Annotated in this window: 19 protein-coding genes and 2 pseudogenes; 11 read left to right on the top strand and 10 right to left on the bottom strand. The window is 67.3% G+C overall.

All coding sequences use genetic code 11. The features are described 5' to 3' along the window. Nucleotides 1-823: 823 nt before the first annotated feature. From KBZ33_RS17845 to KBZ33_RS17835, 3 genes are all read right to left on the bottom strand, one after another. Complete coding sequence (locus KBZ33_RS17845) at nucleotides 824-1534, bottom strand: hypothetical protein (RefSeq protein WP_254954775.1); 711 nt, start codon at nucleotides 1532-1534, stop codon at nucleotides 824-826. 291 nt (nucleotides 1535-1825) lie between these two features. Then, a complete protein-coding gene (locus KBZ33_RS17840; protein WP_254954774.1) occupies nucleotides 1826-2200 on the bottom strand; it encodes a hypothetical protein in 375 nt (124 codons plus the stop codon). 140 nt (nucleotides 2201-2340) lie between these two features. Beyond that, nucleotides 2341-3096 (bottom strand): SDR family NAD(P)-dependent oxidoreductase, encoded by a 756-nt coding sequence (locus tag KBZ33_RS17835; protein WP_254954773.1) that lies wholly within the window; start codon nucleotides 3094-3096, stop codon nucleotides 2341-2343. Between the two features lie 577 nt (nucleotides 3097-3673). Between KBZ33_RS17835 and KBZ33_RS17830 the strand changes: the two genes are divergently transcribed. After that, the gene (locus tag KBZ33_RS17830; protein ID WP_254954772.1) at nucleotides 3674-4447 is read left to right on the top strand and encodes a DUF6781 family protein; all 774 of its coding nucleotides are present in this window, start codon (nucleotides 3674-3676) and stop codon (nucleotides 4445-4447) included. 87 nt (nucleotides 4448-4534) lie between these two features. Next, complete coding sequence (locus KBZ33_RS17825) at nucleotides 4535-8794, top strand: cation-transporting P-type ATPase (RefSeq protein WP_254954771.1); 4260 nt, start codon at nucleotides 4535-4537, stop codon at nucleotides 8792-8794. Here the strand turns inward: KBZ33_RS17825 and KBZ33_RS17820 are convergent. From KBZ33_RS17820 to glgX, 3 genes are read right to left on the bottom strand one after another with little or no spacing between them, the layout of a single operon-like run. Continuing rightward, nucleotides 8748-9731: a magnesium transporter gene (locus tag KBZ33_RS17820; protein WP_254954770.1), complete on the bottom strand. Its 984-nt coding sequence runs from the start codon at nucleotides 9729-9731 to the stop codon at nucleotides 8748-8750. The two genes, KBZ33_RS17825 and KBZ33_RS17820, sit on opposite strands and share 47 nt — an antisense overlap. 5 nt (nucleotides 9732-9736) lie before the next feature. Beyond that, nucleotides 9737-10456 carry an HD domain-containing protein gene (locus KBZ33_RS17815; RefSeq protein ID WP_254954769.1) on the bottom strand — a complete coding sequence of 240 codons (720 nt, stop codon included), beginning with the start codon at nucleotides 10454-10456 and terminating at the stop codon, nucleotides 9737-9739. A 29-nt stretch (nucleotides 10457-10485) separates the two neighbouring features. Further along, entirely contained in the window at nucleotides 10486-12576 is a 2091-nt protein-coding gene (glgX, locus tag KBZ33_RS17810; protein ID WP_254954768.1) for a glycogen debranching protein GlgX, read from the bottom strand. Between the two features lie 291 nt (nucleotides 12577-12867). On the opposite strand from glgX, the pseudogene KBZ33_RS21915 reads away from it, so the two are divergent. The 6 genes and pseudogenes from KBZ33_RS21915 to KBZ33_RS17785 form a co-directional block, all read left to right on the top strand. After that, nucleotides 12868-13367, top strand: a pseudogene (locus tag KBZ33_RS21915) (DUF4912 domain-containing protein); the annotation flags it as partial. A gap of 264 nt (nucleotides 13368-13631) precedes the next feature. Further along, nucleotides 13632-13919, top strand: coding sequence for a hypothetical protein (locus tag KBZ33_RS21670; RefSeq protein WP_315859230.1), 288 nt, complete (start codon nucleotides 13632-13634; stop codon nucleotides 13917-13919). Between the two features lie 247 nt (nucleotides 13920-14166). Beyond that, complete coding sequence (locus KBZ33_RS17800) at nucleotides 14167-14586, top strand: tellurite resistance TerB family protein (RefSeq protein WP_254954767.1); 420 nt, start codon at nucleotides 14167-14169, stop codon at nucleotides 14584-14586. Between the two features lie 381 nt (nucleotides 14587-14967). Next, complete coding sequence (locus tag KBZ33_RS17795; RefSeq protein WP_254954766.1) at nucleotides 14968-15111, top strand: hypothetical protein; 144 nt, start codon at nucleotides 14968-14970, stop codon at nucleotides 15109-15111. A gap of 20 nt (nucleotides 15112-15131) precedes the next feature. Further along, nucleotides 15132-15305, top strand: coding sequence for a hypothetical protein (locus KBZ33_RS17790; RefSeq protein WP_254954765.1), 174 nt, complete (start codon nucleotides 15132-15134; stop codon nucleotides 15303-15305). A 174-nt stretch (nucleotides 15306-15479) separates the two neighbouring features. Beyond that, complete coding sequence (locus KBZ33_RS17785; RefSeq protein ID WP_254954764.1) at nucleotides 15480-15743, top strand: hypothetical protein; 264 nt, start codon at nucleotides 15480-15482, stop codon at nucleotides 15741-15743. Nucleotides 15744-15811: 68 nt separating this feature from the next. On the opposite strand, the gene KBZ33_RS17780 is transcribed toward KBZ33_RS17785, so the two are convergent. From KBZ33_RS17780 to KBZ33_RS17770, 3 genes are all read right to left on the bottom strand, one after another. Continuing rightward, on the bottom strand, nucleotides 15812-16327 hold the full coding sequence (locus tag KBZ33_RS17780) for a hypothetical protein (RefSeq protein ID WP_254954763.1): 516 nt from the start codon (nucleotides 16325-16327) through the stop codon (nucleotides 15812-15814). 145 nt (nucleotides 16328-16472) lie between these two features. Next, nucleotides 16473-16742, bottom strand: a complete 270-nt coding sequence (locus tag KBZ33_RS17775; protein ID WP_254954761.1) for a CDGSH iron-sulfur domain-containing protein — start codon at nucleotides 16740-16742, stop codon at nucleotides 16473-16475. Beyond that, nucleotides 16735-16917, bottom strand: coding sequence for a metallothionein (locus KBZ33_RS17770; RefSeq protein WP_254954760.1), 183 nt, complete (start codon nucleotides 16915-16917; stop codon nucleotides 16735-16737). The genes KBZ33_RS17775 and KBZ33_RS17770 overlap by 8 nt, the downstream gene beginning before the upstream one ends. Nucleotides 16918-17020: 103 nt before the next feature. Between KBZ33_RS17770 and KBZ33_RS17765 the strand changes: the two genes are divergently transcribed. After that, nucleotides 17021-20809: a cobaltochelatase subunit CobN gene (locus KBZ33_RS17765; RefSeq protein WP_254954759.1), complete on the top strand. Its 3789-nt coding sequence runs from the start codon at nucleotides 17021-17023 to the stop codon at nucleotides 20807-20809. A 14-nt stretch (nucleotides 20810-20823) separates the two neighbouring features. Continuing rightward, complete coding sequence (bchD, locus tag KBZ33_RS17760) at nucleotides 20824-22944, top strand: magnesium chelatase ATPase subunit D (RefSeq protein ID WP_396108768.1); 2121 nt, start codon at nucleotides 20824-20826, stop codon at nucleotides 22942-22944. A 41-nt stretch (nucleotides 22945-22985) separates the two neighbouring features. Here bchD and KBZ33_RS21665 read toward each other — a convergent pair whose 3' ends face one another. Then, complete coding sequence (locus tag KBZ33_RS21665) at nucleotides 22986-23054, bottom strand: hypothetical protein (protein WP_315859229.1); 69 nt, start codon at nucleotides 23052-23054, stop codon at nucleotides 22986-22988. On the opposite strand from KBZ33_RS21665, the pseudogene KBZ33_RS21660 reads away from it, so the two are divergent. Beyond that, a pseudogene (locus KBZ33_RS21660) lies at nucleotides 23034-23339 on the top strand (hypothetical protein); the annotation flags it as partial. The gene KBZ33_RS21665 and the pseudogene KBZ33_RS21660 sit on opposite strands and share 21 nt — an antisense overlap.

The raw sequence follows: 23339 nt of genomic DNA, 5'->3' as shown, positions 1-23339 counted from the left end.
GAAACTCCCTGATCAGGCGCAAAATCGTCAAAGGGTCGAATCAATCGAAGACCATCCAACATTCGGTCGTCCCAATTCGTGCTGATGAACCACAGGTCGTTCTAGGCCGTGTTCTCAACAAAATCGTAATGGATCAAATCGATGCCTTTGGCCTGACACTCCCTTGGCTTGACTCATAGCGATCAAGTTATCATATAAACGTAGCTGTGGCATGGATGTCTCATAACGTTCGCTGCACTGATCGCAGCATCACCCACTCCTCTGATTCCATGACCTCAAGTGCCAGGGCAGACGTGTCCGTAGTCTTCATTCAGGATGTCAGGCGACAGCGAAAACTGGTCCAGCACTCATTCCGGATGTCGCTTGATAGAACCAAGGGCCGAGGTCATCATCCGAGGTGGCGACGATCGTGCCCTGCGGCCGGCTTCAGAGATGTGGTGCTTGCTTGGCCAAGGCAGGCTGGAGGCCCTGGAGCGCTCAGTAGTGATGGACATAGACGGGCCAGACTGAGGCAGCTGCTGCCTATATGTTTTTGGTTGAGCCTCTACACACAGCACGGCAGCGCGATGGCCGACGAATCCGATTCATTCGGCATGGCTACAGCCTGCGGGCCTACCAACTGGGGATTGACCCTGGAAGTGTGGCTCTGAGCATGGGTCATTCGCTCGAGGTGCATCTGCGCAGCTATCCATGGGCGTCAGGTCAAGGAGCGGCAGCGGCGTTTGCCAAGGCCTTGGCGACTTAGCGAGGCAAGCGCAGGACCGATACACATCCGGCAGCAGCAAGGGCGTCTCTTCTGCAGACACTCCATCCCCCCACCGGCTCAACCGATGCGGTTCTGCAGGAACAGGCGGGTGCCGGTCGTGTCGGCCATCCGCCAGGGGACGTCAATGAACGCTTCGGCAGCAAATCCAACGCGCCGCTCACTGCTGGACGTTGGATTGACTCCAGGGAGGGCACGCACTCCCGCTGGGGAGCTGGGGGTGATGGCGCGCGCGACGGTCCACAGCACCTGACGGCCTTGGTGGTGCCGCTCAAAGCGATAGCCGTAGGCCTCATGTCCGCTCCGCCAGGACATCACCCCCTGACCCAGCAGGGCCGCCAGATCGGTAGTGGTGAGGACCAGGGCGTTATCGGCAGCCTCGGCAAGCCCACGAGCCCGCAGCAGGGGATCCGCCGTTGGGGCCGCCGCCGCCTCCCGCATGGCCGCCAACAGCAGCGCAAGGTCGTTGCCTTGAGACCTCACGATCGCCGTGGCGTCTGCTGGTGTCACTGCCGTCGCACTGCCATCATCCGCGGGCGGCTTCAGGCCAGGGAAGGTGCCCATGGGCTGCCCTGACTGGAGGTGTTCGTGAAGCCTCTCCCCGAGCTCAATGAACGCTCCTGGCCAGGTGGTGAGGGTGGAGGAGACGCGGATCAGCTCGACCCCGAGGGCGCGGGCACGGGCCTTGAGGCCGTTGCGGCTGATCCCCCAACGTTTCTCCAGATCACGGATGGAGAGATCGGCGGGCGCCACGTCAGAGAGTGCTGTCATGGTGTCGCGGTGCTGGCTCGACAGCAGGATGACGTAGATGGGTCGTGCTGTCGAGCTGTCGCGGTGCCATCACGACAGCAGGAGAGCGTGTGGTTTGGGGTCGACTGAGTGGCCTCCGAGGGGGGGGGAGCACTCCGTCGGCAGATGGTGATGGCCGAACTGCCAATCCCCCGGAGACCGCGACCTGGATCAACCATCTGATGGACGAAGGCGGAGAAAGAAGAATTCTCCTGTCGCACTTCCACCGCTGAGCCCCACCATCTCTCAGAGGAACTGGACCACGGATGGGGGTCACGTCACTTCGATCAGCTCCATCGCAAGCAAGGCCGGGAAAGGAACCAGGCCCGAAAGGGTGACCTCCTGGGAGGACAGCCCACGCCGGGGGCGCCCCGCAGGAACTGACGCAGGGCCAGGCATCTGAAGCGGTTCGATCTGGCGCAGCTTCTGCTCCAGCAGCACCCAGAGATACTTCGGGATGCCGGAGCGCCGAGGGCAGCGCCAGACCTTGCTGGTGGCATCCCAGGGCCGGGACTCTTCCAACAGCAGCCCGTGCTTGCCGGATTTGCTGATCTCGATCATCAGCAGGTGCTGGCTCACCGCCTTGCCGATGACGGCCCTCCAGGTGATGCCGCTCATCGTGGACGCATAGATCGTGATGGGTGCCATGGCCAAGCCAGGCGAAGGACCCCGAAGCCCTGTGTGGCGTGGGCAAGGGGCGCGTCAGCGCCTCGCGCAGCCCTTGCCCCGCCGCACACGCTGAGGAGGGCCGCCGCCTCCCCCGCTGGTGTCGCCCAGGGCCGGCGTGGCTAGAGATTGCCCTTGTGCTGGGCGCCATCCACCGCCAGGCACACGCCCGTGACCCAGCTGGCGCGCGGGGAGCAGAGGAACACGGCCACATCAGCCACCTCCTGGGGCGTGCCCATCCGCCCCCAGGGAATCGAGGCCCGCACGCGCTCGTAGAGGGCCGGGTCGCTGGTGCGCTCGCGATCCCAGTAGCCGCCGCCGAACTCAATCGAGCCCGGCGCGAGGGTGTTCACGCGGATGCGCTTCGGAGCCAGATCCACCGAGAGGGTCTTGGAGTAGCTGATGATCGCGGCCTTGGCGGCGGCATAAGCGGGCGGCGAACCCGCCTCCAGGCCGGAGCCGGAGGAGAGGAAGAGCATGCAGCCGCCGCCAGCGGCCTCCATCCAGGGCACCACCTTCCAGGTGGCGTGCACCGAAGCCATCAGATCGATGTTGAGGCTGGCCTCCCAGCCATGGGGATCGTCCGTCATGGCCAGGGCGGAGGGGTTGTTGACCAGCACATCCACGCTGCCGAGGCCGTGGCGGGCCTGCTCGAGAAACGCCTCCAGTTCGGGCTTCACGCCGATGTCGCAGCGGGCAGCGCACACGTTCACGCCGTGGCGGCGCAGGTCGGCTTCGGTTTCGGCAAGCGGACCGGCATGGCGCGCGCAGAGGGCCACGTTGGCGCCCTTGCGGGCGAAGGCGAGGGCGATCTGCCGGCCGATGCCTCTGCTACCCCCGGTGACGACGACATTGCGGCCAGCGAGACCCAGGTCCATGGCGATCCGGGCTCAGCCGGGCAGCTCCAGCTGCTCATACTGGCGCGGATCGGTGCATGTGTACGTGCGGCCGGGGCAAGCCCAGAGGTCTCTAAAATGACAATGACAAGAGCGGAGGGAAGAACATTACGTCTCTTCCTACGGCTTCTCCTCCAGCGTCTCAGCCTCCTGGTCGCGAGGCAGCGTCGGCAGGGCCGGTGGTTGCTGCACCTCTAGAGTGAGGGGGACAGGCCTTTCTGCAGTGGACCGAGACTCACTGCACTGAAGCCAGGCACCGCTCCTGGAAGCGGCCTCCCACCGACGAGCAAAGCCGCACCCATAGCCCCGGGTTCAAGGCCAGGGTCGCCGTGGAGGCGATCCGTAGACGGTAAACAGTCCAGGAGATCGCCGCCGACCATGCGGTACACTTGGTAAGTGCCGTGCGGACTCACCCGGGCCTGGGAGTTCCGCCGATCCAGAGGCTCCCCACGCGTCCCCGATGGCACCACCCAAGCGGCCGCAGCATCTGTTCTGTCATCAACTCCATCCCCTGCACGCCATTCAGCAGACTGAATGCAAGACCCACGGACAAGCGGCCATGACCGTCGAGGACGAGATCCCCTCCCAGCAGGAAGCCATCCGACAGCAGGTCACTCCAGTAGGTGCTGGCTCCGAGATGGAGGAGGCCCTCGAAAGGGATCTCAGTACTGTCCTGACCGACGACCCGGCCACCATCGCCGAGGAGGTCCGTAACCTCACTCTCCGCGCCCTGAGCCAAGGCACTCTGGAGCGTGATGCCATCCAGCGGGTGGTCCGGGCGGTCGTTGCCGGCGCCACCAAAGGCGCTGAACACGCCACTGACGAGCCGAAGGCTCTCCAGGAAGCCCTCCATGGTTTGGATCAGGCACTGGCTGCCGTCGCCCAGGCCATCCGTTGGACATTGGAGGAGGCCATCAGGAATGCCGGCGCTTTCTCCCGGCAGACGCTGAGGCGTCGCCTGGAGGATCTCTCCACCCTGGAATCCCTGTTCGTCGAGACCGTCAGCCAGACGGCATCCAGTGCCGCCGGGTTCACCCGCAAGACGCTGGTGGAGGTGGCGGACCATGCGCGAGCCTCAGGCTCGGCCGTCGGTGCGGCCGTGACGGAGGGGATGACGACACTGGGCCGGGCCGTCGGCGAAACCGTGAGCGATCAAGTGGAGGTCACCTCATCGGTGCTGCAGAAGGAAGCAGCCATCCTGGCCAGCATCACCAGTGGTGTGCTGCGGGGGATCGCCGATCGTCTGCGCGGCTCCCAACCGCCGGTTGTGGCTGAGGAGCCCGGGCATGAGGCAGGCGAAGGGGAAGCGCAGGAGCCTCAGGTGGACAGCTGAGTCACGCAGGTGAGCCGAGCTTCTGGGCGGCATGGGCATGGGCATGGGCATGGGGCGACCCGTAGACCAGCGCCCTAACCTGCGGGCATGGCAGAGCCTCGAGGGTCAGAGACCTCCCGGCAGGACACCGCCGAGGGGCTTCTGAGTGACTGGTTCGCCTTCCTGCGGCAGCGCAATCGCCACGTCTGGGCAGGATCAGAGCGTGCTCACGTGCAGGTCCGTGCTCCCGAGCCCGGCAGTGAGGACGAGCAGCTCTTCGCGGAGGCGGCGCGCTGCCTGTTCGAGAGCCAGGAGGGGGTGAACTGGGCCCGCTACAACGCCCAGGCTGGCCGCGTCGTTATCGATGGCCCTGCGGCAGCCGGCGATGCGCGGGAGTTCGTTCGGCGGCTGCAGGAACTGGAAGACCGGCTCGGCCTGTTGGATCAGGAACTCGGGGTGCTTGGTGGCCCCTGCGCTGAGCACCCGGCCGACCTGGAACCCATCCTGCGCGCCCTGGTGGAGCTGGCGGCTGAGCTCATCGGCGGTGGTGTCGGTCTCGGCCTCCGCGGCAGTGGACTGAGCGAGCGGCTGGGGATCGATCTGGCGGCGCTGCTCCGCTCCGTGCAATCGGTGCCCGGACTACGGGAGGGGATCGAGCGGGTGGTGGGCAGCGGCGTCGCCGAGCTGGTCCTCTCGGTGGCCGATGGGGTGGACCATGCCCTGCTGCGCGGTCTGGCCGGGCCATTGGTGGCCCTGCTCGAGCACGCGTTGCAGTTGCGCGCGCGGCTGCGGCAGCGGCGCCTCTGGGAGGGGATCGAAGCACAGCTGAGCGCCGAGCCCGGCGATCACCCCGAACGCCGTGCGCAGATCGGTGAGCGCCCTTCCCCTCTGCGGGAGGGTGCGATCGAGATCTATGCCGAGAAGGCGGGAATGCTTGCGTTGGGGGCGTTCGGTTTCGGGCTGGCGTCCAGCGGCGATCTGGAAGGCTCGGCAGGGGCCGTGCTGGCGGCACTGCCGCGTCCAGCCCTGCTGGGACGCAGCGCCTTCACCCTCGAGCTTTCCCACCGCCTGGCGGAGTGCGGAGCGTTGCTGCTCGACCCGGATGCCCTCGAGCGGCTCGATCGGATTGACTGCCTGGTGATCGAAGGCACACTCCTCGATCCGGTCTGGGGGCAGGCGCTGCTGACGGCGGCCCGGGAGGCGGGCCTGATGCGGGTGGTGGTGGCGGAAGCGGAGGAGAGGCTTCCGGGCGATACCGAGCGGCGCTACCCGCCCGGTGAGGCCGCCACGGCGGCGGTGCGCGCCCTTCAGGCCGAAGGCCGGGGGGTGATGGTGTTCGCGGGGCCACATCTGCCGGCTCTGGCCGCAGCGGATCTGGCGGTGGGTTTCCGGCAGGAGCAGGGCCCGCCCCCCTGGGGCGCTCATGTGATCGCCGGCCCTGACCTCGCCGCCGCCTGGCTACTGCTGCCCGCCTGCCGAAAGGCGCGCCGCTGTGCCACCCAGAGCGTGCAGGCCTCCCTGATCGAGGTGGTGGTAGGCCTGGCCCTCTGCCTGGACGGCGTCGATCGCCGAAGCACACTGAGTGTCAACCAGGCCACCCATCTGCTGGCGGTGATGGCCGTCGCCAACGGGGTGCGCCTGGCCCGCAGCATCGAGGCCCGTCCGCCCGAGCCGGGGGCCGACACCACCCCCTGGCATGCGATGGAGGTGGAGGCGGTGCTGGAGCGCCTGGGCGTCGACCGTCGAGGCCGCAACGGAGAGGGCGAGCAGCCCGATGGCCCTCCGGAACCTGGACGGCCGGGGCCGCCGGGGAGCGATCTGCTGCGGCTTGTCCTGGAGGAACTGGACAGTCCGCTGGTGCCGGTGCTCACGACCGGTGCGGCCCTCTCCGCCCTGCTGGCCTCGCCGGTGGATGCTGGCCTGATTCTCGCCGTCCTGGCCGGCAATGCGCTGATGGGAGCCTTCCAGCGGCAGCGGGTGGAGCGAGCGGTCGCGGCCCTCCAGTGCCGCCATGCCGCACCCGTCTGGGTGCGGCGTGATGGCGAGCTGACCCGCATCGATGCCGCGGTCCTGCGGATGGGCGACGTGATCGGACTGGAGGCCGGCGAGGTGGTGCCGGCTGACTGCCGAATTCTTACGGCGACGGGCCTGCAGGTGGATGAAGCGGTTCTCACGGGTGAATCGTTCCCCGTCGCCAAGGGCCCCGAAGCCACTGCTGCCCCGGCCCTGGCGGAGCGGCGGTCGATGCTCTACGCGGGCACCACGGTCGTGGCCGGTGAGGTGGAGGCAGTGGTGATCGCCGTGGGGGATGCCACCGAAGCCCGGCGGGGGCTTGCGGCCGTAAGGGATGCCGCCTTCGCCGGTGGCGTGGAGGGGAGGCTGGACTCGCTCACCGAGATCACCACACCGCTCGCCACGATGAGCGGTCTGGCGGTGCTGCTCTCCGCCCTGGCCCGGGGCCAGGATCCGCGCGCAGCGCTCGGCGAGGGTGTGGCCCTGGCGGTGGCGGCCGTGCCGGAAGGCCTGCCGGTGCTGGCCAGTCTTGCCCAGTTCGCCGCCGCCGAGAGGCTCTCGAATGAGCGGGTGCTCGTGCGCAACCCCCGCGCCATCGAGTCTCTCGGCCGCGTCAACGTGATCTGCCTCGACAAGACCGGCACACTCACCTCCGGTCACATCCGGCTGGTGGAGGTGTCCGACGGCACCTGTTCGATGCCCCCCGACCACCTGGATGCGGCGGGAAGGCTGGTGCTGCGGCTGGCGCTCTGGGCGACGCCGGTGCCCGAACCGGGCAAGCAACTGGCCCATCCCACCGATCGCGGCCTGCTGGAGGGTGCCGAGAAGGCTGGTTTGATCCGGGCTGAGTGTCCAGCGGAAGCCTCGTTGCCATTCGAGCCGTCCCGCGGGTACCACGCCACCCTCTGCCGGCAGGACGGGCGGCGGCGGCTCTGCGTGAAAGGTTCACCGGAGACCGTGCTGACCGCCTGCGTTCAGGAACGCACCGCCATTGGTCCGGTGCTGATGGACGCCGCCGCCCTGGAGCGTCTGATGGGGGTGGCCAGGGATCTGGCCGAGCGGGGCCTGCGGGTGCTGGCGGTGGCGTCCCGCTGCCTCGATGAGGCCGTAGGGCCGGATCTCCTTCCCTGCCCTGAGCTGGCCGATGGGGACGTGAGGGATCTGCAGTTCGTGGGCTTCGTGGCGTTGGAGGATCCCATCCGCGAGACGGCACGGCAGGCGCTGGCCGATCTGCGCCGGGCGGGAGTGAGCGCGAAGATCATCACCGGCGATCACCCGGCCACCGCCCACGCCATCGCCCGGGAGCTGGATCTGCCCACCGACGGCAGCGTGCTCACCGGTCCGATGCTCGCAGACCTGAACGACGCCGAACGACGCGAGGCGGTGCTCTCGGCCTCGGTCTTCGCCCGCATCACCTCAATGCAGAAGATGGAGATCGTCAGGACCCTGCGGCAGGCCGGAAAGGTGGTGGCCATGACCGGCGACGGGGCCAACGACGCAGCCGCGATTCGTCTGGCGCATGTGGGCATCGCCCTGGGCTCCCGGGCCACCGAAGCCGCCCGTTCCGCCGCCGACATCGTGGTGACCGACGGCCGCATCGAAACCATCGTGCGGGCGGTGCTGGAGGGCCGGGCTCTGTGGCGGTCGGTGCGGGACGCAGTGGGACTGCTGGTGGGGGGCAACCTCGGTGAGATCGGCTTCACCCTGCTCACCGGCCTTGTGGAGGGGCGGCCAGCGCTGAACACCCGCCAGCTGCTGCTGCTGAACCTGCTCACCGACGTGGCCCCGGCCCTCGCCATCGCCCTGCGGCCCCCTGCGGATCTCAAGCCCGAGGATCTGCTCGAAGAAGGGCCCGAGGCAAGTCTGGGGAAGGCGTTGGATCAGGACATCCTGCGCACAGCCTCGATCACGGCCGTCAGCGCCGGCATCGCCCGCTCCGTGGCCGGAATCGCCGGCGATCGCCAGGCGGCCAACACCGTGGGCCTATTGGCGCTGGTGGGCACCCAGCTCGGGCAGGCGATGGCCACGCGCCGCACGGATGGCCTGAACCTGCTCACCGGCATCGGCTCCTTCGGCGTGTTGCTTGCCACGGTCCAGACGCCCCTGCTCAGCCAGGCCTTCGGCTGCCGGCCCCTGGGGCCCCTGGGCCTGCTCCAGGCCGGCACAGCGACGGCGGTGGGCACTGGCGTGGGCGTGGTGGTGCCCTGGCTGCAGCGCTGGATGGTCCCACCGGGCCACGCCCGAGGATCCACGTCACGGGGCAGCCAAGGCACCGGCACCCCATCACCGCCAACCACGGCAGAGGCGGTCAAACCCCCAGCAACTGCACGCTCAGAAAGTAGATCAGCAGGCTGAGCAGGTCCTGGAGGATGGTGGCCACAGGCCCCGACCCGAAGGCCGGGTCCCTGCCGAGCCGCTCCAGCCCCCAGGGCAGCAGGATGCCGACGCTGGTGGCTACTCCGCCGGCGCCAAAGATCGAGAGGGCCACCGCAAAGGCCAGGCGCGGGTTGCCAAACCCGATCAGCACGAAGGGAATGCTGAGCAGGCCGAGGATCGAGCCGATCAGAAAGCCGGTCTGGATCTCCCCCAGGAGCGAGCGCCGCAGGGGCACGTGGTCCATCGAGAATCCGCGCACCGCGATCGCTTCCGACTGGGTGCCGATGGCATCCGCCAGATAGACGATGGCGGGCATGAAGAACGCCACCATCACCTCCCTGCTCAGTGTCTGCTCATAGCGAGAGACCACCCATGTGGCCAGGAAGCTTCCCACCAGGCCCACCAGCAGCCAGGGCAGCCGCTCCCGCACTCTCAGCACCGGCGCTTCTGTCATCGCGCGCAGTGAACGGAGGTGATCGTGCCGCAGACCAGCCAGAAGGTTCAGATCCTCGATGTGTTCCCGGCGCAGGATCGTGATCAGGGCGGTTGGGGGCACCACCCCCAGGAAGCGGCCCTCGCTGTCCGCGACCGGCACGGCCGCCAAGTGGTGCTGCACCGCCAGCCCGGCCACCTGCTCCTGATCGTCGCGGGGATGGACAAAGACCCGTGCGGGCCGCATCAGCTCGAGCATCGAGACCTCGGCGGAAGCCGCCAGCAGATCCACCAGCCCCACCAGTCCCTCCAGACGTCCGCTCTCATCGAGCACATACAGCGTCTCGACCGCAAGAAAATCCCCGCCCGCCAGGCTGGTGCGCACCAAGCCGGCGCAATCGGTTGGTCGTGCCCGCGGCACCCGCTCTATGAGATGGGCGCCGGCCGATTCGGAGTGGATGGGAAACGCTGGGACGACGGCCATGGGGATCAGCCGCTGCTGGCCGTCGGTGCCATGGCGGCTTCGCCCGCATGCTCCTGGGGGTGAGAAGGTGCGGTGCCCACGAGGGTCGTCAGCCGCTGTTCATAGGCCAGCGCCCAGTCCATCGGATCGCCTCCAGGAAGGAGCAGGCCAAGGAACTCCGGCAACGCGAGGATCCCCTCCACCGCCCGGCCCAGTCGTTCCACCGAGCGGCTGTCGGGCAGGCGTTGCTTGAGCTCATGCTCCAGGCGCTGGAAATACCAGACCGAGGGTTCCAGACCCGCCCTGGCCCGCTGCCAGCAGGTGGGATCGCGATGACCGTCGAGCAGGCGATCCCAGGCGTTGTGTGCCTTGTCCGCCGCGGTGACCAAGAGGGAGGCGTCCGGTTTGTGGGCCAGGCTCGCGAGGTAGCGGTGCTTCCAGCGGAACCAGGCATCGGGATTGCCGTCAGCCTCCTGCTTCCCGGGATCGGTGCAATCCAGCACGATGTCGGCCACGGCAGCACCAAAGCGATGCGCGATCGAGGCGTGGCTCTGGCCTGCGTCCTCGATCGCATCGTGAAGAAGGCCGGCGATGGCCTGGTCCTCGTTGCCGCCGTCTTCCCACACCAGGGAGCTCACGGCGATGACGTGGGACAGGTACGGAACGTTCTTGCCCTCCCGCAGCTGATCGCGATGCAACTGTTCTGCCCAGCCCAGGGCCGCGGCGTAGCGTGGGGACGTCGTCATGGGTGGAACCTAGCCATCGGCCCGCTGGATCAGCCTGCGGCCCGGTCGCCGGTGAGCAGCACGAAAAGCACCACCACGCTGCGAGCTTCCACCAAGTAGTGGATGTCAGTGACCTCTGGGGCCACACCCCAATCGCTGATGTCATCTGGGGAAGGCAGTGCGGTGTCGATCCAGCGTCGCCAGTGGCTGCCGGGCCCATCGGCGGGGGGCAGTTCGAAGTCGAGGGCCTCCCAGTAGCTATTGGCGATGAAGTGCAACCTGAAATGGTTGTCGACACTGGTGATCCTCACAGCGATGGAATGGGAGAATTCGCTCCAGTCGGGCTGATGGAGGCCCACCCCATGCCATTCGATGTGGCTCTCCATCAGTAGATCGTTGAGGCTCAGCTGCCGCTGACCGACCACGATGTCGCGACGCATCCGGTGGGCGATCAGCTCCTTGACGAAACGGTGGATGTCCGCATGGCGTCCGGTCAGGTTCCAGTCAAACCAGCTGATCTCGTTGTCCTGGCAATAGGGATTGTTGTTGCCCTGCTGGGAGCGACACACCTCGTCGCCCATGGAGAGCATCGGTGTGCCGATCGCCAGCAGGAGCAGGGCCAGGAAGTTGCGGGTCTGGCGCTGGCGAAGAACCATCACCTGGGGATCGCTGCTGGGTCCTTCCACTCCGCAGTTCCAGCTGGCGTTGTCGTCGGCACCATCACGGTTGTCCTCGTCGTTGGCGGTGTTGTGCTTGCCGTTGTAGGCCACCAGATCGGCCAGGGTGAAGCCGTCGTGGCAGGTGACGAAGTTGACGCTCTGCTCGGCTTCCCGCTCTTCGTGTCCGTAGATGTCGGGGCTGCCGAGAAGCCGCAGGGCCGCCTTCGGCACCTGGCCGGCATCCCCCTTAAGGAAGCGGCGCACATCATCGCGGAAGTGGCCGTTCCATTCCTGCCAGCTGTCGCCGATGAAGCTGCCCACCTGATAAAGACCTGCTGCATCCCAGGCCTCGGCGATCAGCTTGGTTCCGGCCAGGCGGGGATCGGTCTCGATGTCCCACAACACGGGGGGGAGCGGCATGGGCCGGCCTTCCTCATCCCGCGACAGCACGGAAGCCAGATCAAAGCGGAAACCGTCCACATGCATGTGCTTCACCCAGTAGCGCAGACTGTGGCGGATCAGTCGCCGCACGATCGGGTGGTTGGCGTTGAGGGTATTGCCAGTGCCGCTGTAGTTGGCGTAGCGGCTTCGATCATCACGCTCCAGGAGGTAATAAGCCTCATTGGCAAGACCCCGGAAGCAGAAGGTGGGCCCCCGGTGGTCGCCCTCTCCGGTGTGGTTGAACACCACATCGAGGATCACCTCCATACCGGCGCGGTGCAACGCCTTGACCAGATCCCGGAACTCGTCGAGCGGCCCGAGCGGATCGGTGCGTGAGCTGTAGGCCCGGTGGGGGGCGAACAGTGAAATCGGCGAATAGCCCCAGTAGTTCGTCCTGCCGGGCGGTGCGTCCAGTGGATCGAACTGGAACACCGGCAGCAGCTCCACCGCCGTGATTCCCAGGTCCTGCAGGTAGGGGATCTTCTCGATCAGACCGGCATAGGTGCCGGCGCGCTCCGGGGCGACGCCGGAGCTGGGGTGCCGCGTGAAGCCGCGGACATGCAATTCGTACACCACGGTTTCCCGGCGGTGCCTCCGCAGCGGCTGGTCGTCCTCCCAGTCGTAGAGGTTGGGGTCGACCACCACGCTCTTCATGGCCGTCGCCAGGCCCTCACCGCTGGAGGGCCCATTGCAGCGCAGGTACCCGGCTGGCGTCACCACGCTCAGGCCATAGGGATCAAGCAGGAGGTTGCGGCCGTCGAAGCGGAGGCCGCGCTCGGGCAGCCAGGGGCCATGCACCCGATAGCCGTAGATCTGGCCAGGGCCAATGGCCGCGATATGGCAATGCCAGTAGTGGTAGGTGCGATGCCGCACCGGATCAAGCTCCACGACCTGGCAGGGCTCGGCCGCGTCCTCCCGATCGAAGAGCAGCAGCTCGACCCGGGTGGCGTACTTGGAATAGACACAGAAGTTCACCCCTTCCGGCGTCACCGCGGCACCTAGGTGGGCGCTGCTGCCCCTGGAAATCTGCAGCGCCGTCATGGCCTGCTTTTCGCATCGGATTCCCACCTTTCCATCCTGGCCATGATGCGGCTGAAAGGCAATCCAGCACTGACGCAGTGGACCGGGACAACAGGCACGGACACGGCAAATCTTACATAACCATAGAAACCGAAAAGAATCATCATTGCTGCCCTTTCGCTGCACTGTCTCACTGCCTTTAGATGTAGCAAGGACTGGTGGGACCCACAGCCATCAGAGCGGGATCGTGAAGTGTTGGGGATCACCTCAGTGAGCCATTTCAACCCACAGGGTGGAAGGGTGAATCAGCCAATGGCGCCGATGGGATCCTCAGATGACCTCCTCCAGAAACTTGTAGTTTTCTTGCGGCGCCGGCTGAGCGCCCTGACGGACGTCTTCAGGATCCTTCGCTCCTCCAGCCCAGGCAACGCGTCGCAACCCGACGGTCACGTTTCAGAGAGGGATGCCGACACACCCCGCCCTGAGACGATCGGTACCCGCGTCATCTTTCTGCCCCGGGATCCGCAGTGGGCCGTCGTGTACTGGCAGATCGACACCAGCGACCACCAGCGGGCAATGGCGAGCGGTGCCAAGGATCTGTGTCTGCGTTTGGCCGATGTCACCGGTCTGATCGGGGGAGCTGCCCACCCCCATACGCTTCAAGAGATCGTGGTGGAAGAAATGCCACGGAGTGGTACCTGCCGGTACCCGTCTGCGATCGCGACTACCGCGTGGAACTCGGCTACCGCACCGATGACCCGGGGGGCTGGATCTCCCTGGCCTGCTCCTCGGTGGCTCGGATTCCTGGACTTCACCCGAGCGAGGGGAACCTGGCTCGCTATGAGCCATTCACCCTGGCCGGCGGTGAGCCCATGGCGCAGGGCAGAGATGGGACTTCCGATGGGGATGGACTTCATGAACGGTTGTACCAGAGAGGCGCCGCTCAATGGAGAGGCCATCGCAATGGATCGGAAGTGTTCCATGCACCCGGCCCCCCTTTCCAGGGAGCGGGCGGCCATCACACCTCAGGGGCAGGGGTGTGGTCCAGCGGCAGAAGTGATTCGGGGAGCGGGGGAGTGTCCAGGCGGCGGCGCTCGTTCTGGTTGGTGGCCGATGCCGAGCTCATCGTCTATGGAGCCACCGATCCAGCGGCTCAGCTCACGATCGGCGGGGAACCGGTTCCCCTCTCCGCCGATGGCACCTTCCGCCTTGCGATGGCCTTCCCCGATGGCCGACAGATCTACCCGATCCAGGCTGTCACCGCGGACGGCCTGCAACGACGCAGTACCACTCTGGATTTCCAACGGCACACCCCCCTGGATGATGGGAAGGAAAGGATGGAAGCGATCCAGGATTGGTTCTGAAGCCGCACAAGTATCAAGACTTAATTACTTAGCGCCGTAGTCCTCTATCGGCGCCGGACTTTATGCATCGGAGATCACCCACTGACGTATCCAAGCCACCTTGAAAACATGAGCTTCCATGATTCTTGGTTTCGGCAAGGACTACAGGCGGAAGCACTGACCCAGGAATTTACCAATGTTTGTGTCGCGGTGGCGGACTGATTCCCAGCTCAGAGCTGTAATGAAAGCAACCGATCAGGGATTGTCCATGACCCCCACCGAGGCCTTCGCCGCCATTCCCCTGGCTGCCGTGTGCTGCGACAGCAACTTCGACCTTGAGGAGGCACACATCCTCAAGGAACAATTGATCCACCGCACCCCTTACCGGACCATGACGCCGGTGGCCTTCGGCGAGCTCATCGATGACCTGCTGCACCACTTCCCCCGCGATCACTGGCAGGAACTGATCCGCCAGGCCGTGCCGGCCCTCACCGTCGAGCAGCAGGAAGTGGCCTATGGGTTGGCAACCCAGCTGGTGTTCTGCGATCGGGTGGTGAAACCGGAGGAGGCCACCTTCCTCACCACCCTGGGCAACGAGCTTTCCCTGCCACCGGGCCGGGCCGCCCAGATCAAGGAGGTACTGGCAATGCTGCAGCGCGATGTTCTGATCGGTGAACCTGGTGCCTGATCTCACCCCGGCCGTCGGTGGCACCTCCGCCGCCCCCTTCTGCAACCTGCTGCTGCCCACCGGAGCCCACACGCGGGGCGCACCCTCCCCGGCCGCAAGGTGGTGATCGTGGGCTGAGGCGCCGTGGGCATGGCGTGTGCCGTGGCGATCTGGTTGGCTGGTCGTCTCCACAGCGAAGGCCTCGATGCTGCCGAGAAACTGGCGGAGATCCTTGATCTTGATTGCTGGCTGGGCTTCGAGCCCGAGCCCTGATCACCCCCTGAACGGATCGCTCCTTGTGCCAAGCCTGGCAAATCCGTGGCCGTGGCCTAAGGCTGGCTGCCATCGTTGATACAACGCGAGCCAGCGAGGCCAGAACCAGACCCGCGCCGTGTCCGTCTGGTGGAGCTTCGCCGGCAGCTCAAAGCCCTGGCGCGGCAGGTGCTGGTAACACCGCTTGACTCGCCGGAGCGGAACGCCCTGGATGAGCGGTTCCACGAGCGGCTGGAGCAGGTGATGGCCCTGCGCGGGGAGCTTGAGGGCTGACTTCTGTCAGCATGAGCCCCATGACCAAAACCAACACCCTTTGGCATCTAACCGACGAGCAGATGTGCTTCGAGATCGCTCCGGCATATGAGGCAATCCGGGAGCAGATCAGGAAGCTGCAGGCCACCACTGGTTGCCCAGACTCCTACATAAAGGTGCTGCTGGAGTTCATCGCCTCCGATTACGCCAGCTAAGCCGCCTGCTTCCGGGCCTCCTGCTTCGTCACCTTGCTCACTTCAGCCGGCGCTGTGAAACGCTGGGACTGATGCCCCCGGCGGATGCGGAACCACAGCGAAAGGGGTGCAGATCGCAGTCTGGACCTGGGTTCTGAACGGTGCTAGGCCTGGGGCTGACTCACCGGAGACCCCATGCCAAACCAGTTCACCGACCTCCCCGAGCCCTGGCCCCTGCAGCCGGGTGAGCACCCCTGCCCTGCCGCCGAGGCTGCCGCCGCCCTGCTGGAGATCGCCGCCGCTGCGAGTGACGACGCCGAGGCCCCCCTTGCTCAGTTGGGCGCCGCCCTGGACGTGACGCCTGAAGCGGTCACCCTGGGCGTCACGCTGCGAAACCTGCTCAGCCAGGCCGCGGCGACAGCCGATCAGCTGGCCGCAGCGACCGGGCCTCAGGGGTGAGCCGAGCAAGGCATCACCCAGATGCGTAGCCGCCTGTTCGAGCAAGGAGACATTGGGATCGTTGGGGTTCATGGCTGCAGCCGCTCCTCCAGAAGTGCCACCGCCAGAGCCTGTTCACGGGCGCTGCCGCCGCGCACCGCATCGAACAGGGCCAGCAGCTCCCCCAGCGCCGGGTTACGCGCCGCCGCCTCTGGGACACTCGGGTAAAGCGGGGTGAAGGCGAGGCCACGGACCGTGCCGTTCTTCCACGGCCAGACCGGCGGCGGATCGTTGCCCGGCCGGATCTGCTCCTTGAGGGGGGAGGCGGCGTACCCGGTTGGGGTACCACGGGTCATCCCGCCCTGGCTGGCCGGGAAGCAGTAACGGGCACCGTGCTGGAGAAACAGCCGCAGCGCCTTACGGATCACCTGTGGCTTGCCATCGCTGGTCTTGACAGCCAGCCTGGCCACCACCGCCCGCTCCACAGCCGCATGGGCCTCAGAGGCCGTGATGCCCAGCTCAGCGCCGAGTGCGGCGTAGCTCGGTGTCAGCTCGAATGGAAGCGCCAGGCGAAGAAGCACCACCAGGTCCTGGGGGCGCAGCACGGGCTGAGGATTGGAAGGGAAGCGGGCCAACGACGTGCCTCATTCGCTATTCGCGAATAGCGAATATAAGCCGCCTTGTGGCCGACACCCTGGGCCTGGAGCTCGCCGCCAGCGAGAGGCAGCCATCCGAACGATCGAGACCCACTCAGGCCCACCACCTCCACCAGCGTCGGCGGCCCGCTGATCTGGCGTGGCGGCCATCGCAGAGCGGATAGCAGCGGGAATGGCCGCAGCCGCAGACCATCACCGTGCTGGCCTGATCAAGCCGCAACTCCCGTGACACCCAGCCAGTGCCGAGGTGGGCGCCATCGCAGATCCAGCCATGGCGGCTGCGGCCGCAGCGGCAGAGCTGGTGCACTCCCGCTGGCAGCTCCAGAGGAATCGGACCCGCAAAAGGCGGAGCCGATTCAGCCATGGCCTTCACAGCCACAGCCCGCGTGGCAGGGCTCAGCGTTGGGATGCCCCTTGGCGCAGACCTCGCTGCAGAACAGCAGGGCGCCGTTGCGGAACGGGCTATCCTCTTGCACCGTGCAGTGGCAGCCCGGGCAGGCGCACTGCAGCGTGGCGGGTTTGTTCAGGGTTGTGGTCATGACCTCTCCTTGCCCACATTGTCTGAATCCACCCTGACGCCGCCTGCGCCGATGGGGATCGGTTTCGCAGCAGAATAAAAACGATGGCGATGCGGGGGCAGCCATGAAACGGATCGTTCTTCTGGCCGGCTTCGAGGCCTTCAACGCCGGCCTCTACCGTCAGGCGGCGGAGCGGGCGATGGCCCAGTGCCCGCAGCTGTCGATCGCGGTGTTCAGCGACCGTGACCTGAGCGATCGTCCAGCTGAGGTGGCGGCCGCGCTGGAGGGAGCCGATGCCTTCTTCGCCAGCCTGATCTTCGATTTCGACCAGGTGGAGTGGCTGCGCCAGCACGCGGCGGCGGTTCCGATCCGGCTGATCTTCGAGTCAGCGATCGAGCTGATGGAGCTCACCCGGTTCGGGCGGTTCACGATCGGTGGCAGCAGCGCCGGCATGCCCCGGCCGATCCAGGCGCTGCTGGCCAAATTCGGCAGCGGACGGGAGGAGGACAAGCTGGCCGGCTACATCGGCTTCCTCAAGGTGGGCCCGAAGCTGCTGCGCTTCCTGCCCTTCCGCAAGGCCCAGGACCTGCGCCACTGGCTGATCCTCTACGGCTACTGGAACGCCGGCGGCAGCGAGAACGTGACTGCCCTGTTCCTCTATCTGGCCCGCCACGGCCTCGACCTCAGGCCCGGGGCAATCCCGCCGCCAAGGGAATCGCCCAATCTCGGCCTGATCCATCCCGATCACGACGGCTTCTTCCTCTCACCACGGGAGTACCTGGCCTGGTTCCACCAAACGCGGCCCCAGAGCGCTGCGGGGCAGGGCAACTGGCCGGTGGTGGGGTTGCTGCTCTACCGCAAGCACGTGATCACGGCCCAGCCCTACATCCCCCAGCTGATCCGGGCCTTCGAGGCCGCTGAACTGGTACCGCTGCCGGTGTTCATCAACGGCGTGGAGGCGCACATGGCCGTTCGCGACTGGATGACCAGTGCCACCGAACTGGCCACCGCTCAGGCCGCCGAGCAGCCGGCCAGCGGCGCCCGCCGGGAAGCGGTGGCCGTGGACGCCATCGTCTCCACGATCGGCTTCCCCCTGGTGGGCGGCCCGGCCGGTTCAATGGAGGCGGGCCGCCGCGAGGAGGTGGCGCAGCGCATCCTGCGCGCCAAGAACGTTCCGTATCTGGTCTCGGCGCCGCTGCTGATTCAGGACCTCCACTCCTGGATCCGCCAGGGGATCGGCGGACTGCAGAGCGTGGTGTTATTCGCCTTGCCCGAACTGGACGGCGCCATTGATCCCGTGCCCCTGGGGGGACTGGTGGGCGATCGCATCTATCTGATTCCCGAACGGCTGCGGCGGCTCACCGGGCGGCTGAAGGCCTGGATCGCCCTGCGCCGCAAACCCGCCGCCGAGCGCCGGCTGGCGATCGTGCTCTACGGCTTCCCCCCCGGCTATGGCGCCACCGGCACCGCCGCCCTGCTGAACGTGCCTGACTCCCTGATGGCCCTGCTGAAGGCGCTGGCGGCCCATGGCTACGACGTGGGCCCCCTGCCGGCCAGTGGCGAGGAGCTGATCCGCCAGGTCAAGGACGCCGACGACGCCTGGATCGCCCGCATTCCCGAAGGACAGCGCTTTGAAGACACCGAGAGCGTCACCGTGACGGTGGACACCCTGCGCCAGTGGCTGGGACCGCTGCACACCGCTCGTATCGAAAAGCAGTGGGGGCCGCTGGCGGCCACCGGCATCCGCACCCTCGGGGATCGTTTCCTGCTGGGCGGTGTGCGGCTCAAGAACGTGTGGATCGGGGTGCAGCCGCCCTTGGGGGTGGCGGGCGATCCGATGCGGCTGATGTACGAGCGGGATCTCACCCCCCACCCCCAGTACGCCGCCTTCTACGGCTGGCTGCGCCACAGCTTCAAAGCCGACGCGGTGCTGCACTTCGGCATGCACGGCACGGTGGAATGGCTGCCCGGCTCGCCCCTGGGGAACACGGGCTACTCCTGGCCCGACCTGCTGTTGGGTCACCTGCCGCACCTCTACGTCTATGCGGCCAACAACCCGTCGGAGTCGATGCTGGCCAAACGGCGCGGCTACGGCGTGATCGTCTCCCACAACGTGCCGCCCTATGGCCGGGCCGGCCTGTACCGGGAGCTGATCGCCCTGCGGGATCTGATCGCCGAATACCGGGAGGACCCCGAACGCAACGAGGCCCTGCGGGAGTGCATCCTCAAGCAGGTGAGTGACAGCGGCCTCGATGCCGACTGCCCCGCACCCGACAGCGCCCAGACCGACCAAGGGGCCTTCAACGCCTGGGTCGTGCGGCTCAGCGGCTACCTGCAGCTGCTGGAGAGCCGCCTGTTCTCCAGCGGCCTTCACACGCTCGGTTTGCCGCCGGATCAGGAGCAGCGGCTCGGGTATCTCAAGGCCTACGTCGGCGACGCCCTTGAACCGGAGCTGGTGGAAGCGATCAGCCGGCTGACCCCCGCCGCCGATGAGCCGGCGTTGCGCGCCCAGGCCGCGGAGCTCGAGCGCCTCCATCCCGGCTTATCCGCCGAGCAATCCCAGCGGCTGCTGGATGCTCTGAGCGTCTGCCAGCTGCTGGAGCGCAGCACCGAGGAGATCGACCATCTGCTCGATGGCCTGGGGGGCGAGTACATCCCCCCCGCCCCTGGTGGCGATCTGCTGCGTGACGGCCCTGGTGTGCTGCCCACCGGCCGCAACATCCACGCCCTCGACCCCTACCGCATGCCCTCGCCAGGGGCGATGGCGCGGGGCCGTCAGATCGCCCTACGCATCCTCGAGAAGCACCGGGCCGAAAACGGCGGCGCCTGGCCCGAGACCGTGGCGGTGATGCTCTGGGGCCTCGATGCGATCAAGACCCGCGGCGAATCGTTGGCGATCCTGCTGGAGCTGGTGGGGGCCGAACCGGTGAAGGAGGGCACCGGCCGGATCGTGCGCTACGACCTTCTGCCCCTGGAGTCCCTCGACCACCCGCGCATCGACGTGCTGGTCAACCTGTCGGGGATCTTCCGCGACAGCTTCGTGAATATCGTCGAGCTGCTGGACGACCTGTTCCGCCGCGCCGCCACCGCTGACGAACCGGAGGAGCGCAACGCCATCCGCCGCCATGCCCGAGCGCTGGAAGCCCAGGGGATCGAGAACCCCACGGCCCGCCTGTTCTCCAACCCCGCCGGCGACTTCGGCTCGCTGGTGAACGATCGGGTCACCGATGCCAACTGGGAGAGCGGCGAGGATCTGGCCGGCACCTGGAAGGACCGCAACGTGTTCAGCTACGGCCGCGCCGACAAGGGCCAGGCCCGCCCCCAGGTGCTGGCCGCGCTGCTGCGCAGCACCGACCGGGTGGTGCAGCAGATCGACTCGGTGGAGTACGGCCTCACCGACATCCAGGAGTATTACGCCAACACCGGCGGCCTCAAGCGCGCCGCAGAGGTGGCCCAGCGGGAGACCAAGCCGGGCGGCCGGGTGGCTGCCAGCTTCGTGGAATCGTTCTCCCGCGACACCACCCCTCGCGACCTGGAGGAACTGCTGCGCCTGGAGTACCGCACCAAACTGCTCAATCCCCGCTGGGCCCAGTCGATGGCGGCGATGGGATCCGGCGGGGCCTACGAGATCTCCCAGCGGATGACGGCCCTGATCGGCTGGGGCGGCACCTCCGGCTTCCGCGACCCCTGGGTCTACGACCAGGCCGCAGACACCTACGCCTTCGATGCGGCGATGGCCCAGCGGTTGCGGGAGGCCAACCCAGAAGCCTTTCGCAACGTGGTGGGTCGCATGCTGGAGGCCAGCAGCCGCGGGCTGTGGAACGCCCCATCCGAAAAGCTCGAGAAGCTGCGCGACCTCTACGACCTCACCGACGCCGAACTGGAGGGAGTGCCCGTGACGGTTGGTCCCTAGTGGCGGCTTCCCAGCTGGCTGGCCCCTGTTCTGCCGCTCCGCCTACCACCTTTCCGCTGCATGCCTTTCCGCTCAATGCCGTCGTGGGTCAGGCCGCGATCCGCACGGCCCTGCTGCTGCTGGCGGTGGATCCGGGCCTGGGCGGGATCGTGATCGCCGGGCGGCGGGGCACCGCCAAATCGGTGCTGGCCCGCGCCCTGCACGCCCTGTTACCGCCGATCCGGGTGATCCGGCGCTCCTGCTGCAACGCCGACCCGGCCGCCCCAGGGGACTGGGACGATGCCACCGTCGCCCACCGCGCCACGATCAGCCGCACGCCCGTCAGCACGCTGGTTCCCTCGCCGTTCGTGCAGGTGCCGCTGGGCGTCACCGAAGACCGTCTGCTGGGCTCCGTCGACGTGAGCGCCTCGATCCGGCGGGGACGGGCCGTGTTCCAGCCGGGGCTGCTGGCCGAGGCCCACCGGGGTGTGCTGTATGTCGATGAGCTCAACCTGCTGGATCCCGGCATCGCCAACCTGCTGTTCACGGTGGTGGATGCCGGCTTCAACCAGGTGGAGCGGGAGGGAATCAGCTTCCGCCATCCCTGCCGTCCGCTGCTGATCGCCACGTACAACCCCGCCGAGGGGGAACTGCGGGCCCACCTGATCGATCGCCTGGCGATGGTGCTCTCCGCCGACACCCCGCTGGCGCTGGACGAGCGGGTGGAGGCGGTGGCGAGGGTGCTTCAGCAGGCCGCCGATCCGCTGGCCTTCTGGCTCCACTTCGGGCCGGGCCTCGCGGAACTGCAGCAGCGGATCGTCGCCGGGCGGCGTCTGCTCCCACGGGTGCGACTGGCGCCGCAGCAGCTGCGCTATCTGGTGGAAGAGGCGATCCGCGCCGGTGTGGAGGGGCATCGCGCCGATCTGTTCGCCGCGCGGGTGGCCCGGGCCCACGCCGCCCTGCAAGGGCGACGCCGTATCAATGCCGGTGATCTCCGCCTGGCCGTCGAACTGGTGATCCTGCCCCGGTCGGCCGCGGTCGCTGCACCGCCGGATGCCGCGCCGGAACCGCCACCACCAGAAGAGCCGACCAGCGACTCGGCGGGCGAGACCCCACCCGGGCAGGAAGAGCCTCCGCCCGAGACCGCCACGGGCGAACCCAGCAGCGAAGCCATTCCTGACACGTTTCTGTTTTCCCCGGAAGGGGTGCTGCTGGATCCGCACCTGCTGGCCCAGGCCGCCCGCGGCAAACGGCGCCACGGCAAGGCCGGCGGCGGCGGCCTGGTGCGCTCGGTGGACCGGGGCCGCTACGTGAAACCGTTGATTCCCCACGGACCGATCCATCACGTGGCCATCGACGCCACCCTGCGGGCCGCGGCGCCGCACCAGCGGGCGCGCCGCCGGGCCATCCTCGGGACATCACGCCGCAGTGGGCGGGAGTGGCATGGACCGAAGCTGCTGCTGCGCGAGGAGGATCTGCGCGTCAAGCAGCTGGTCCGCAAGGCCGGGGCACTGGTGATCTTCGTGGTGGATGCGTCGGGCTCGATGGCCCTGAACCGCATGCAGGCCGCCAAGGGCGCCGCCCTGCAGCTGCTGAGCGAGGCCTACCGCAGCCGCGACCAGGTGGCCCTGATCACGTTCCGCGGCCGGCGGGCCGAGGTGCAGCTGCCCCCCACCCGCTCGATCACCGCGGCCTCGCGCCGGCTCGAACGCCTCCCCTGTGGCGGTGGATCGCCTCTGGCCCACGGTCTGGCACTGGCGGTGCGGGTGGGCGAAAACGCCCGCCGCAGCAAGGATGTGGGCGAGATTCTGATCGTGCTGATCAGCGACGGCAACGCCAACGTGTCGCTCAGCCGCTCACTGGCCTCCACAACGGACCAGGGCCCGGGGGGTGACAGCCCGGAGCCCATGGGTCTGGCGGGCATGCGCCAGGAAGTGCTGGGGATCGCTGCGGCGATCCGCCGGTTGGGCATGGAGCTGCTGGTGATCGACACCGGCACCCGGCATCGGGACTCCGGGCTGGGGGCCGATCTGGCGCGGCTGGGGGGCGGGCGCCACCAACCACTGCCCAGGGCGAACCAGCGGGAAATCGCGGACACCACCCGCGGGCTGTTGGGCCACCGGGCTGTGGCGGCGAATGCCGTGGCTGTCGCATGAAGATGGATGGTGCCCGATCGGGCTGCTCGCAAGGAGAGCCTTCAGTGGCTGGGATGCTCGCTGCAGGGCATCCACAGCGAACCCATGGCATGTACACCCTCGCACCCCAGTTCCTTCGCCTTCTGGAGCGCCACCTGCTTACTGGGGTAGGCGAAAACGTTCTGTTTGGCCCCTTGGTGCCAGTGGTGGTGGCCAAAAGCAACTACATTCCGTTTCCTGATTCCACCATTCGGCTGGTGGAGACCAAGCTCTACCGGCATGTGCTGGGCCTGACTGACGGACACAAGACCAAGAGCCATTGCGGCGCAATGGGTCTCAAGCCATTGGGTGGGCATGGAGCCATGAGAGGTTGGGGTTGCGACACCAAGCCAATCCCTCGTGGATTCCCACGCCCG

The sequence above is a fragment of the Cyanobium sp. Cruz-8D1 genome (assembly GCF_024345975.1).
Taxonomy (GTDB): domain Bacteria; phylum Cyanobacteriota; class Cyanobacteriia; order PCC-6307; family Cyanobiaceae; genus Cyanobium.
The sequence above is the reverse complement of the archived record's forward strand: the minus strand, read 5'-3'. Positions and strand labels throughout refer to the sequence as shown.